The organism is Cyclobacterium xiamenense (assembly GCF_042140265.1).
Lineage (GTDB): Bacteria > Bacteroidota > Bacteroidia > Cytophagales > Cyclobacteriaceae > Cyclobacterium > Cyclobacterium xiamenense_A.
Genome location: NZ_CP159481.1, coordinates 4,700,085 through 4,712,419 on the forward strand (window position 1 = coordinate 4,700,085; position 12,335 = coordinate 4,712,419).

Sequence of the window (12,335 nt, forward strand, 5' to 3'; positions counted from 1 at the left end):
TGATGCCAATTTATATGGATATTTTTCTATTTTTTCGTATATTACTGTAACAAAAAAATACTACTACAGGTGGATACAAACCCTTCGTTATCATGAAAACTAAAAAACAAATATCATCGTCCCTCGTGATGAACATTGCTTTTCCGGATGTTTTGGTTAAAACGCATCATGGCAACGTGCACCTACGATCCCTTATTCGGGACAAACGCATCATTGTGTTTACCAATCCGTCAGAGATGATACCCCTTCGTGAAGAAGAAAGGAAAGGGCTGATTCAGTCACTCAAGAAATTAAAAAAATTGAATTTCCACTTGATCGGATTCAATAAAAACTCTTTCGACGAACATTTACGCTCAGTCAATTGGATCAATTCGTATTTGAGCGATGACTTGGTATTCCCCGTTTTCTACCAACCAACCAACGAAGTAACTTCCTGCCTGGAGAAGAATTATGGAGAGAAAATCCGTGTAAAGAATCCCGTTTTTTTTCTGAACAAAAATGGATGCACACAACTTGTCCTGGAGGGAATCCGAAAGGGGGCCGATCCATTGAAACCAATCGTAGAGCAAGCATCCCGCCTGGTACTGTCCGAACAGCCCTTGCAGCAAAACAGATCGCCAAGGGATAGTTGAGCCCTTAACGATCCGTGACGGGCAACTGCCCAAATTAGTTTTCCAAACTGACTTTAGAAAATTCGGGCTGCAGGAGTTCGGACTCCCTGCGTTTGTTGACACCCAAAATCTTCGTGTTATTTGAACCGGTATCCGTTTCTGAAATTTCCCGGTATTTTTTAATGCAGGCCTCTACTTCTGCACCGGATTCGATTTTTATCTTGTTTGTAAGGACCGTTCCGTGTACAACGCCGGTTTCACCAATTACGGTGATATCCGAGGCAATGACCTCTCCGACCACTTCCCCCATAATGGAGATTTGGTGTCCTTTGACGTTTCCAATAACCTGACCTGTTTTCCCAATGATGATTCGTTTGGTGGTGGTCAGATTTCCCTGGATAATGCCTTCCACACGCACGTCGTTGTTGGAATCAATGTCACCGATCATCCGGAATCCCGGGGCAAAAAAAGAAGTTGTACTTGGCTCAGCCATTGACTGGCCTGATTTTTTTTCTGAGGTCCACATGGTTTAATTTTTTATTAGTAAACGGTAAATCAGGAATCCGACGAGATTTGGGTTTAAATATTACAAGTATCTCTTTCAATTGTATAAACATAGAGATAAAAAAAACACCGCGCAACAAAAATTTTTACAAAGCATTTAAGAGTAATTAAAGTAAATATTTCCGTATATATTACTGTCATTTGATATATGGCCACAATTAACGTTTATTAATTTTTTAATTATAAACCGACAGACTTCACACGCTTTTTATTAATAGAATTATAGCATGATTTATTTTTACCTAACTAATACGGTGAGATCGAATTACAAATTCGGTCTGTTTAACAACAATAAATTGGAAATTAACTGCATGCTACCAGCGGAACAGCTGGAAGAGCAATCCTGTATTTGCCGTAAAATGAATGTTGCATATGTTCATTTGAACGACAAAAACCAATGTACATTCGGTTCGGATGCATAACAGTCCCCGATTCATACATATGTTTTTTATTACTAAATATTATAAATTTTATACTTTAAGTATATAGGGTTAATTTTATGAATCCGCGCCTTATTTTTTTAACTTCTGTTTTGATTATCGTGTTTTAAGTAATAAATTCGAAAGGCAGGAGATTAAATGAGGACCATTTGATCATCCCGGGCAACCAAACCAGGTAGAGAATGAAACAAAAACTAGAAACCATAATCGTTGACGATGATATTTTGACCTTGCATTATATCAAAAAGATAGTCAAAACATCACCCATTGGAGGTCCGGTTCATACCTCAGAAAATGGTAAACTTGCCTTCGATGTTCTGGAAAACAGAAACGCAGACTTTGATAGTATTCTGGTTTTTTTGGATATCAACATGCCTGTAATGGATGGATGGTCTTTTTTGGAAATGCTTCAGGAAAAAACCTACAAAGACAAGATACAGGTGGTGATGGTTACCTCTTCCACCGACCCCGCAGACAAAGAAAAATCAAACAAATACCCCCAGGTGATCGGCTACCTGGAAAAGCCGGTGTACCCGCAGGTGTTCACCGAAATCTACGATTTATTCGACAAAAATATTGTCCTGACAAAAAATAAAAAAGCACTCGACTAGCCTTTTTACGCCAGTCCGAACGGGTCAAGCCAGTCAGCCGAAACGTTGACTGGCTTTTTAGCTTCATAACAAACCCAGTCTCCCTTGCTATTTTAATCCTTTGGGTTAAATTTGCTAGGCATAAACTTTACCTACATGCAGCTTTCCAAATTAGAAATTAGGGGATTCAAAAGTTTCGGTGACAAGGTCCTGATTCATTTCGACAAGGGCATTACCGGAGTCGTTGGTCCCAACGGTTGTGGAAAATCCAATGTAGTAGATGCTATTCGCTGGGTATTGGGAGAGCAAAAGACCCGGATGCTCCGCTCAGACAAGATGGAAAATGTCATTTTTAACGGGACCAAAAGTAGAAAACCACTGAATATGGCGGAGGTTTCTCTAACTTTTGAAAACACCAAAAACCTACTGCCTACAGAATACACCCATGTGACCATCACCCGACGGTATTACCGATCCGGTGACAGTGAATATTTATTGAATGGCGTCACGTGTAGGTTAAAGGACATTACCAATCTATTCATGGACACGGGCATCAATTCAAATAGTTATGCCATCATTGAGTTGAAAATGATTGATGAGCTTCTCAATGACAAGAACAACTCCCGACGGGAACTTTTCGAAGAAGCTGCTGGAATTTCAAAGTTCAAAACGCGTAAAAGAGAAACCTTACGCAAGCTGGAAGATACCGATGCAGACCTGGACCGGGTCGAGGATCTCCTGTACGAAATTGAAAAGAACCTAAAGTCACTGGAAAAACAAGCCCGACAGGCGGCTCGATATTTTGAAATCAAAAAGTCCTACAAAGCCTCCAGCATCGCATTGGCAAGGAAAGGCGTTCTGAAGCATCGGGACAGCCTTATCCAATTGAACCGGCAACTGGAGCAGGAAAGCGATCATAAAATTCAATTGAATGCGGCAATCGGCGCCAAAGAAGCCGATTTGGAACGGCTAAAAACCGATATGGTCAGCAGGGAAAAACTTTTGGCCAGCAGGCAAAAAACCCTGAATGAACACGTATTAAAGATTCGCCAATTTGAAAGCGACAAAAAAATAAAAAACGAACGGCTGCGCTTCCTTCAGGACAAGTCGCGGGAATTACGGGAACAAATCGACGAGGATAAAAAAAGCAACGAACGTGCTGGGTTTAGCATTCGCTCGCTCGAACAAGAAAAAACGATTGCGGGAAAACTAATTGCCGAAAAAGAACAGCTGGTACTGGAATTAAAAGCGGTATACGAGGACAAGAAAGCACAACACGCCGCCAGTCAGGAAAAACAAAAACAACTGCAAGCATCCTATGCCGGAAAAAGAGATGCCGTGTACCAGCTCTCCAAAAGCCAGGAAATAAAACAAATACAGATTTCCACCCTTAAGCAAGAACTGGAAAAAACTGCAACGGATGACAGCAGTCAGGTGGAAAACCTGGCCGGATTTAAGGAAAAACTAGAAGGACTCCAGGAACGCCTGGAGGTAGAAAAACGCGAACTCCTTCGCCTGAAGGCAGCGGAATCTGACCACCAACAAAAACTGGAGCAAGCCTCCCATACACTGGAATTGATCCGGGAGGAGTTGACGCAGGTGAACAGAAAGCTCGATGCCAAGAACAATGAATTCCAACTGACCAAGTCGCTGGTTGATAACCTGGAAGGATTTCCTGAAGCCATCAAGTTTTTAAAGAAAAACAGCAAATGGGGGAAAAACACCCCCTTGCTATCGGATGTTTTGACTACCGATGAAAAGTACCGGGTAACGATCGAAAACTTCCTGGAAAACTACATGAATTACTATGTAGTAGAAAGCGAGAAAGAGGCCATGGATGCAGTCAAGCTGCTGAGCGATGCGGGTAAGGGTAAAGCTCATTTTTTCATACTGGAAAGGTTCGAAAAATTTCGACCTACCCAAAACAAGCTTTTTTCGGATGCCGTACCGGCCACCGAAATCATCGAATACGATGGTAAGTACGCCCGACTGGTGGGGTACCTATTGGACGATGTGTACATATTCAAAGGAGATATTCACCAGGTACCCAAAACGCAGGAGGCGATTTTCATTACGGAAAGTGGGAAGTTTATCGACCGGAAGTTTACCATTTCTGGTGGATCTGTAGGGCTGTTTGAAGGCAAGCGGATCGGAAGAGCCAAAAATCTCGAAAAACTAGAAAAGGAGATCAAAATCCATCAAAAAACCATTACGGAGATAAAATCCAACCTGGACAGAAAAACGGCCGACCTTTCAGAACTTAAGGCCGTCAGCTTTAAATCCGAATTGGAAGAAAAACAGTCCATCGTCAATGAACTGAATCAGGAACTGGTCTCTGTCCGGACAAAAAAGGAACAGTTGGCGGAAATGCTGACATCAAATGCCAATAAAAAAGAAGATATCCAGGAGAAAATTCAAGACCTGACGACCGAGCTGGATGAATTGGGTCCACTATTGGCTGCGGAAAAGGAAGCGTTTGCGTCCCTTGAGGAAGAAATTCGACAGGTGAACGAGACCCTGCAGCAGGCATCCGAAGAGCTTTCCCGGCGTTCGTCGGAATACAACGAGGAAAACATTCAGTACCACCAACAGCTCAATAAGCTACAGAGTATTGAGCAAGAGATTGGCTTTAAGCAAAGCACCTTCGAGAACAGCCGGGAACGCATCGAAAAAGGGCAGCGGGAGCTTATGCAAACCGATCAGGAAATCAAATCCTTGATTGACAATAACGAAGTGAAGGACGATGAGCTAATCGAACTCTATACCGAAAAAGAGCAGATTGAGGTAGGAGTAAGTGAGGCCGAGAAGGGCTATTATGCGCTTCGCGGAGAAATCGACCAGGCCGAAAAAGCCATCCGAGAAATCCAGCAAAACAAAGAGCAGGTAGACGCGCTGATCATGGAATTCAGGCAAGCGGCCAATGAAATCAACCTTAAGCTAAACGGCTTAAAAGAACGGCTCAGTGTGGAATTTGAGCTCGATTTGGACCAACTGATTCAGGAAAACCCTGAGGAATCGGAGGAGCTCGCCTCGAAAGACGAGGACAGTCTTCGGGATGAGGTCATGCAAGCAAAAAACAAGCTGGAGAAAATGGGCCCCATTAACCCCATGGCAATGGAAGCCTTCGACGAAATCAAACAGCGCCATGAATTCATCACCGAGCAGAAAGAAGATTTACTTAAGGCAAAAGAGTCGTTGATTGCCACCATCGACGAAATTGATCAGGTCGCAAAGGAAACGTTTCTGGATGCCTTCGAAAAAATCAAGGCCAATTTCATCAAGGTGTTTCGTTCGCTGTTTACGGAAGAGGACGACTGCGATCTCAGGCTCACTGATCCGGAAATGCCCCTCGAAAGCAGTATTGAAATCATCGCCAAACCAAAAGGAAAACGTCCCCTATCCATCAACCAATTATCCGGAGGGGAGAAAACGCTCACGGCAACTTCCCTATTATTTTCCATCTACCTGTTAAAACCTGCTCCTTTTTGCATATTTGATGAGGTAGATGCCCCGCTGGACGATGCCAATATTGATAAGTTTAATCAGATCATTCAGACCTTTTCCAACGAATCCCAGTTCATTATAGTCACCCACAATAAGCGAACCATGGCAAGTACCGACATCATTTATGGAATCACGATGATTGAAGCCGGTGTATCCCGGGTAGTACCGGTGGATCTGCGTGAACTGGTGGAAGAAGAGGGCGAAGAAAGCCGCTAGCATAAAAAGACGGCCCGGCGTATAACCGGGCCGAAATTCCATGTGGCAGTATTGTTTCTCTTAGTTGGGTAGCTTGTCCGCAAATTTACCGTACACCCAGGTGCCCGCAATGGCGCTAAGCAGCGTCACGACAACCACAGAGTAACCAAACCCTATTTGGGCAAACAGGGGTCCCGGGCAGGCGCCTGTAAGTGCCCATCCCAACCCAAAAATGAATCCACCGATAACCTGTCCCTTTCGGAATTCCTTATTCGCTATTTTAATGGGCTCACCGGAAAGTGTTTTTACTCCAAGCCTTTTGATCAGTTGTATGGAAATGGCCCCCACTAAAATAGCTGATCCAATCACCCCATACATAAAGAAGGATTGTAGCCGAAACATCTCCTGAATTCGAAACCAGGATATGATTTCCGCTTTTACGAACACGATTCCGAATAACAAACCCACGATCAGGTATTTCACCAGCTTCCAGCCAGACTCTTGCTCCTTCCGCATATTCGGTGCTTCGCATTCAATCGGATTGCTTTCTATTTTCTCTTTAACTTCCATTGTCTTTGTTTTTTGAAATGACATTTTTTTTCGGCTTCCTTTCTAAAACCCAACAAATTGCATGATGTAGGGCAAAATCAGGTGGGTCATGGCAAACCCTCCAAGCATAAAGAATACGGTGGCTACCATAGAAGGCCATTGCAAGTTACTGATTCCCATGATGGCGTGGCCAGAGGTACATCCACCCGCATACCGGGTACCGAACCCAACCAAAAAGCCCCCTATCACGAAAAAGAAAAGCCCCTTCAACGTGAAAAGATTACTCCAGGAGAAAATATCCGCAGGAAGCAGACTCCTGAAGTCGGTAATTCCCAGTTGAGCCAGATCTTGTTGGGTGCTTTCTGCTACGACTACTGCTTCCGGATTGGAAAGAAAGACCGAAGCAATGACACCACCCAAAAACACACCCAATACAAACATCAGGTTCCAGGTTTCCTTTTTCCAATCGTATTGGAAAAAAGGAATTTTCGCGGGAATACAAGCTGCGCATGCATGCCGTAGCGATGAGGATATTCCAAAAGACTTATTTCCAATAATCAATAATACCGGTACCGTAAGTCCAATCAAGGGGCCGGCCACGTACCAGGGCCAGGGCTGCTTGATCCATTCTATCATTTGTTCCATTTTTTTCTATCGTTTATGTTGTTGTTTATGATCAATAATCAAGGATCCAAAGGGCTCCCGAGTCACCCGCTTTGTCATTTTGAATTCGGCTACTCCTTTCCGGGTTCAGGTGGTCAGGTGTTCCAGTAACGCTTTTATATCCAATCCCCAATAAGAGGACAATCAAGTCAAGAAGAGAAACTATGCAGGAATCTCCCCATTTAATATTGACTCGCCATTCGCTATCTCATCAGCGGACGCCCCCAGCGCTGAATTTTCGCCTGAGGCCAGGTCAAAAGCAAACCCATCCTATTTCAATACCGTAAGACCCAACACTTCCAATCGATCTCAAAGCAAATCGGCGTTAAACCGCTTTCGCCTACTCACCCACAAACCGAAGGTGCCTGCCCGGAATCTACCAGCAAATCAATTCATTTTTCCTCATATAATTTGTGACCCTTGTCACCTTAGGTTTTTGTCTACAAAAATGGCAGGGAACGGGTCCCTGCCATCAAAACCAAAACATCAACCAAAAATGTATTTACAACAAAGTGGTCGGGCAGACGTAATCGCTTACCGGAAATTTTCCAGAGGCTTTGATTGCGTCAAAACCACCTTGAATATCTACCAGATTGTCGTAGCCTCGGGCTTTCAATACCGAATTAAATATCATGGATCGATACCCACCGGCACAGTGTACGTAGTAGGTTTGATCTTTTTTTACCTCTGCCATGTTTTCATTGATGTAGTCCAGCGGCAGGTTCCCAGCTCCGATCATGTGCTCACTTTGGTGCTCGCTGGCTTTTCGAACATCCAAAACATTCAGGTCGGGATTTTTAGCTCGCAAGCTGGCAAGCTCATCAACAGATATCACGGGAATACGATCGGTCTCTTTGCCGGCCTCTTTCCAGGCAGCAAAACCACCTTTCAGGTATCCCAACGCATGATCGTAGCCTACACGCGCCAGGCGTGTGATCACCTCTTCCTCTCTTCCTTTCTCCGCCACCACGAGAATTTCTTGTTTTACATCCGGTATCAGCGTACCTACCCAAACCGCAAAGCTACCGTCGATACCAATGTTTATCGAATTGGGAATGAATCCCTGTGCAAATACCTCTGGGGCACGGGTATCCAATACCACTGCGCCTGTTTCATTGGCGGCTGCCTCAAATCCTTCGGGAGACAGTGCCTGCTGCCCCCTATCCAATACCTCGTCTATACTGTCATAGCCCTGAATGTTCATCAACACATTCTGAGGGAAATAGGCGGGAGGAGGCGTCAATCCGGTTAGAACTTCCTTGATAAAGGCTTCCTTACTCATCTCCTGAAGTGCATAATTGGTCTTCTTTTGATTGCCAAGCGTATCGCTGGTCTCCTTGCTCATATTTTTTCCGCAGGCACTTCCTGCCCCATGAGCAGGGTACACGATCAGGTGATCCGCCAAAGGCATGATTTTCTCCCGAAGCGAGTCGTACAAGTGAGCGGCCAATTTCTCCTGCGTCAGGTCCTTGATCACCTTTTGCGCAAGATCAGGACGTCCCACGTCCCCTATAAATAGCGTATCCCCGGTAAACAGCGCGACTTCCTTACCCGACTCATCGGACAGCAGGAAAACCGAACTTTCCATGGTATGACCGGGTGTATGGATCACCCGTATCGTGGCTCCACCCACCTTGAATTCCTGGTTATCCTTAGCTACAATCGCGTCAAAACCCATGGGCATTTCTGTAGGCCCGAAGACAATTTTAGCGCCGGTTTTCGCCGACAGGTCCTGATGCCCCGAAACAAAATCGGCATGAAAATGCGTCTCGAATATGTATTTTATGGTTGCCCCGTTTCGTTCGGCCTTTTCGATATAGGGCTGCACTTCCCGCAGTGGATCTACGATGGCTGCTTCTCCATTCGATTCGATGTAATAGGCCCCCTGGGCAAGGCAACCGGTATAAATTTGTTCTACTTTCATGGCGTTTATTGATTAATGATGATAGTACGAAACTATAAGCGACGTCCCATATGCAATAGGACTTTGGTCACATAGCTGATTTAATAAGGCCAGGAAACGATACCACCGGCAAGATTGTATACCTTTTCGAAACCCATATCTGCCATGGTTGCACAGGCATGCCCGCTTCGATTACCGCTACGGCAATACAGGTAGTAAGCCTTATCCCTTGGTAGATTTTTAAGTTGATTCTTAAAATCAGGGGACATCATGTCCAGATTCCTGGCTCCGGAAAGTTTGCCGCTGTGAAATTCCCCCGCGGTCCGAACATCAATAATTACGGCGTCCTTTTGCTTCATGCCGTCGTGGAATGCTTCGGCATTGAGATCGCTATACGCTTTTGCTTTTTTATGAAATAAGTTAAACATCTTCCTCTTTTTTTAAATTACCTTACAAAAATAGCGGTACAAAAAAGGAAAAAAAGTAATGTTTATCACATTGGCATTGTGGACAAAAAAAAAGCTGCCCAAGGGACAGCTTTCTTTTGTTAGCAAAAATAACCGGATCAGTTGTTTTCAACCTTTCCTACAGAAGCATACATCAACTTACGTGCATCTGCTTCCCTTAATTCAAATTGGATATCGCTGATAGGACCCATCTTAACGTCCCTATCTGCTTTCAGTGAAATCGTTATTTGATCCCGTTCTGCCTCTGAAAGATTATCCTTTTCCTGATTGACCCAGAGAATGATGTCTGAAGTATTGATCAAAACATCATTGGCCTGAATACGAGGTTCCGATCCGTACAGGGAAGTATTCTTTGGTTTTCCAATGTACAGATAGGAGATCAGGGTCTTTTTCTGCAATTTCTGAAGCTGAGTAGCCTGCGGGATTTTTTGTTCTACCAGAATTTCCTGCTCTCTCAGTACCGTTGTCACCATGAAGAAAAACAACAACATGAAGATGATATCGGGTAGCGCTGAGGTAGGAATATTGGTGTCAGCTTTGGTTTTCTTTTTAAACTTCGACATAATTAGCTTCCGATTTTATCAGGTTCAGCAATGGAGATGGCCATGGGAATCCCTTCTTTGCCACGATCGATCAGTTCCTTTTCGGCCGCAGTTTGTCCGGACAGTGCCCTGTATTGCTCTGCCGTCAATCCTACCCGCTCTCCGTAGATTTCAAAATACGCCTTTTTCACCAGGTCCAATACCTCGAGATAGGTTTCGTAACTGGTACCCCTATTGGTCTTGATGGAGATAACTGCTCCACCGGACATGGGATGATCGGATGACTCGGGGCTTTGCTCTGCCATTCCCCGGAGAGAAGGAGGCAAATCGTTAAACAAGGCGACTGCATCTTCATCCGGATTACCAAAATTCAACACGAATTTCTTGATTTCCTCGGACAAACCGTCTGCGTTATTTCGAAATTCGCCTTCAATCAACAAGTCATCGTTCGCATTGATGAGAATATTGAAAATATTCCGCTCGTTTAGTTCCACCTCAGGAGGCGGCTGATTGGGGTCTTGCTTTGGGGGAAGGATATTAAGGATACCCTTATCCGAAGCGATGGTTGTGGTTACGAGAAAGAAGATAAGAAGCAAGAAGGCGATGTCCGCCATCGACCCTGCATTTACCTCCTGACTCATTCTACCTCTCTTGCTAGCCATAATTACTTGATTAATTTGTTGAGTTCGGTAATTACGATGCCTACAATGGCCAGAATGAATAGGGCATAAACGGTAATTAATACCCCTCCCACCATCTTGGCACCTTCCGGAGTAATGTTGAATGGGTCAGCGATGTACTTGGCTGCCACCTCTCCGCTCGCGGAGGAATAGGCAATACCAAATAGGGCGCCAATGATAACCACCCCGGCGACGGTCTTCAACAGACTCTTTGGGTCACCAAGGGACTGGATCAGCGGCATCAGTATCGCTACTATCGCTCCTATGATGATCAGCAAGTACCCTGCATATAAAAATATATCAGTAGTATCCATTTTATCTTAAATCTTGAGTGAATAAATCATTTAAAGGTACACAAAAAAGACCAGTATTACCTGGTCAATTTGTGTTTCACCAAAATGTCTACTAAGCTGATAGAAGCATCTTCCATGTCGTTAACGATGGAGTCAATTTTTGCCACACAGTAGTTGTAAAACAATTGAAGGATAATCGCTACGATCAAACCTGCTACTGTTGTCAAAAGGGCGATTTTAATACCACCGGCCACAAGAGATGGAGAAATGTCACCGGCCGCCTCGATGGAATCAAAGGCTCCGATCATACCAATTACCGTACCCATGAAACCCAGCATTGGGGCAAGGGAGATAAAAAGCGAGATCCAAACCAGCCCTTTTTCAAGCCTACCCATCTCTACAGATCCATAGGCAATGATGGACTTTTCTACCATGTCAATGCCCTCAGAATAACGCATCAACCCTTGGGTGAAGATAGAAGCAACAGGACCTCTGGTCGCTTTTGTAACGTCTTTGGCAGCTTCGATTCCGCCTTCTTCCAACGCGCTCTCAACTTTTGCCAGCAATTTTTTAGTGTTGGTCGTGGAAAGGTTGAGCGTGATGATTCGTTCCAATGCGACTGCCAATCCTAAGATCAAACACAACAATACGGGCGTCATGTAGGTAGGATCTCCTTCAATGAACTTATCCTTGATCACCTGGTGAAAGGATAAATCTTCGGCTACGATGTCGTCATCGGTCATCACCGGTGCAGGAGCGGGAGTTGGGGCCGGGGCAGCTGCCTCTTCCGTGGTGTCAGCTTCTGTTTCTTCTGTTTCTTCTTGTGCTTTTGTGATCATCGGAGAAAATAAAATTCCGAAAAGCATGAACAAAGCGATTAACTTTTTCATAATGTAGTTTTTAATAGACTTTTAAAGGTTGAACGGTTTCTGTATTCGAATTAAGTTTTTAAAGTTATAATTTTTTCGGTTCAATTTGCAAATGATTCCCGTATAATTTCTAAGAAAACCTTCCCAAAGGGTGGCAATTGGTACCAGAATTGAAGTTATTTTATTTAATAGGATTGTTTCATCCCATTTATGCCAGTGGGTATACTTCCGTTTAAACGGAGCCCATACCTTTTTTTGGATCAAAACCAATACGTGTTAACAGGTTTCAAAGAACTGGAAACGCGTGTTTCCCGATCGGGTGAATAGTTGTAGAGAGGAAGGGATTCGAACCCTCGATACCCTTTAGGGGTATACACGCTTTCCAGGCGTGCTCCTTCGACCGCTCGGACACCTCTCTGTTTTTCTGGTGAATTTCGGCTTTATTGCAGCGACAAATAAAATTAT

Annotated in this window: 12 protein-coding genes and 1 tRNA gene; 3 read left to right on the forward strand and 10 right to left on the reverse strand. The window is 44.2% G+C overall.

What is annotated here, in order from left to right; translation table 11 throughout:
- The first annotated feature begins 92 nt into the window (after positions 1-92).
- Positions 93-632, forward strand: coding sequence for a redoxin domain-containing protein (locus ABWH99_RS19080; RefSeq protein ID WP_375583406.1), 540 nt, complete (start codon positions 93-95; stop codon positions 630-632).
- A gap of 34 nt (positions 633-666) precedes the next feature.
- On the opposite strand, the gene ABWH99_RS19085 is transcribed toward ABWH99_RS19080, so the two are convergent.
- Complete coding sequence (locus tag ABWH99_RS19085) at positions 667-1,104, reverse strand: polymer-forming cytoskeletal protein (protein WP_375583407.1); 438 nt, start codon at positions 1,102-1,104, stop codon at positions 667-669.
- A 693-nt stretch (positions 1,105-1,797) separates the two neighbouring features.
- Here ABWH99_RS19085 and ABWH99_RS19090 point away from each other — a divergent pair.
- Complete coding sequence (locus tag ABWH99_RS19090; protein WP_375583408.1) at positions 1,798-2,226, forward strand: response regulator; 429 nt, start codon at positions 1,798-1,800, stop codon at positions 2,224-2,226.
- A 135-nt stretch (positions 2,227-2,361) separates the two neighbouring features.
- Positions 2,362-5,925 carry a chromosome segregation protein SMC gene (gene smc, locus ABWH99_RS19095; protein WP_375583409.1) on the forward strand — a complete coding sequence of 1,188 codons (3,564 nt, stop codon included), beginning with the start codon at positions 2,362-2,364 and terminating at the stop codon, positions 5,923-5,925.
- Between the two features lie 60 nt (positions 5,926-5,985).
- Here smc and ABWH99_RS19100 read toward each other — a convergent pair whose 3' ends face one another.
- The 9 genes from ABWH99_RS19100 to ABWH99_RS19140 all read right to left on the reverse strand — a co-directional run bounded on the left by ABWH99_RS19100 (position 5,986) and on the right by ABWH99_RS19140 (position 12,288).
- A complete protein-coding gene (locus ABWH99_RS19100) occupies positions 5,986-6,474 on the reverse strand; it encodes a DUF6691 family protein (protein ID WP_375583410.1) in 489 nt (162 codons plus the stop codon).
- Between the two features lie 42 nt (positions 6,475-6,516).
- A complete protein-coding gene (locus tag ABWH99_RS19105) occupies positions 6,517-7,098 on the reverse strand; it encodes a YeeE/YedE family protein (protein ID WP_375583411.1) in 582 nt (193 codons plus the stop codon).
- Positions 7,099-7,618: 520 nt separating this feature from the next.
- Entirely contained in the window at positions 7,619-9,040 is a 1,422-nt protein-coding gene (locus ABWH99_RS19110; RefSeq protein WP_375583412.1) for a rhodanese-like domain-containing protein, read from the reverse strand.
- Between the two features lie 80 nt (positions 9,041-9,120).
- A complete protein-coding gene (locus ABWH99_RS19115; protein ID WP_375583413.1) occupies positions 9,121-9,447 on the reverse strand; it encodes a rhodanese-like domain-containing protein in 327 nt (108 codons plus the stop codon).
- Positions 9,448-9,584: 137 nt separating this feature from the next.
- A complete protein-coding gene (locus ABWH99_RS19120) occupies positions 9,585-10,049 on the reverse strand; it encodes a biopolymer transporter ExbD (protein WP_092175497.1) in 465 nt (154 codons plus the stop codon).
- Between the two features lie 2 nt (positions 10,050-10,051).
- Positions 10,052-10,690 (reverse strand): ExbD/TolR family protein, encoded by a 639-nt coding sequence (locus tag ABWH99_RS19125; RefSeq protein WP_375583414.1) that lies wholly within the window; start codon positions 10,688-10,690, stop codon positions 10,052-10,054.
- 2 nt (positions 10,691-10,692) lie between these two features.
- Complete coding sequence (locus ABWH99_RS19130; protein ID WP_375583415.1) at positions 10,693-11,022, reverse strand: hypothetical protein; 330 nt, start codon at positions 11,020-11,022, stop codon at positions 10,693-10,695.
- A gap of 56 nt (positions 11,023-11,078) precedes the next feature.
- Positions 11,079-11,891 (reverse strand): MotA/TolQ/ExbB proton channel family protein, encoded by an 813-nt coding sequence (locus ABWH99_RS19135; RefSeq protein WP_375583416.1) that lies wholly within the window; start codon positions 11,889-11,891, stop codon positions 11,079-11,081.
- Between the two features lie 309 nt (positions 11,892-12,200).
- A tRNA-Ser gene (locus ABWH99_RS19140) sits at positions 12,201-12,288 on the reverse strand.
- Between the last annotated feature and the right edge of the window lie 47 nt (positions 12,289-12,335).

What these genes read in the sequence shown, in the direction of transcription:
- ABWH99_RS19080 (WP_375583406.1), top strand. Translation starts at nt 93, where the DNA reads ATGAAAACTAAAAAACAAATATCATCGTCCCTCGTGATGAACATTGCT.
- ABWH99_RS19085 (WP_375583407.1), bottom strand. Translation starts at nt 1,104, where the DNA reads ATGGCTGAGCCAAGTACAACTTCTTTTTTTGCCCCGGGATTCCGGATG.
- ABWH99_RS19090 (WP_375583408.1), top strand. Translation starts at nt 1,798, where the DNA reads ATGAAACAAAAACTAGAAACCATAATCGTTGACGATGATATTTTGACC.
- smc (WP_375583409.1), top strand. Translation starts at nt 2,362, where the DNA reads ATGCAGCTTTCCAAATTAGAAATTAGGGGATTCAAAAGTTTCGGTGAC.
- ABWH99_RS19100 (WP_375583410.1), bottom strand. Translation starts at nt 6,474, where the DNA reads ATGGAAGTTAAAGAGAAAATAGAAAGCAATCCGATTGAATGCGAAGCA.
- ABWH99_RS19105 (WP_375583411.1), bottom strand. Translation starts at nt 7,098, where the DNA reads ATGGAACAAATGATAGAATGGATCAAGCAGCCCTGGCCCTGGTACGTG.
- ABWH99_RS19110 (WP_375583412.1), bottom strand. Translation starts at nt 9,040, where the DNA reads ATGAAAGTAGAACAAATTTATACCGGTTGCCTTGCCCAGGGGGCCTAT.
- ABWH99_RS19115 (WP_375583413.1), bottom strand. Translation starts at nt 9,447, where the DNA reads ATGTTTAACTTATTTCATAAAAAAGCAAAAGCGTATAGCGATCTCAAT.
- ABWH99_RS19120 (WP_092175497.1), bottom strand. Translation starts at nt 10,049, where the DNA reads ATGTCGAAGTTTAAAAAGAAAACCAAAGCTGACACCAATATTCCTACC.
- ABWH99_RS19125 (WP_375583414.1), bottom strand. Translation starts at nt 10,690, where the DNA reads ATGGCTAGCAAGAGAGGTAGAATGAGTCAGGAGGTAAATGCAGGGTCG.
- ABWH99_RS19130 (WP_375583415.1), bottom strand. Translation starts at nt 11,022, where the DNA reads ATGGATACTACTGATATATTTTTATATGCAGGGTACTTGCTGATCATC.
- ABWH99_RS19135 (WP_375583416.1), bottom strand. Translation starts at nt 11,891, where the DNA reads ATGAAAAAGTTAATCGCTTTGTTCATGCTTTTCGGAATTTTATTTTCT.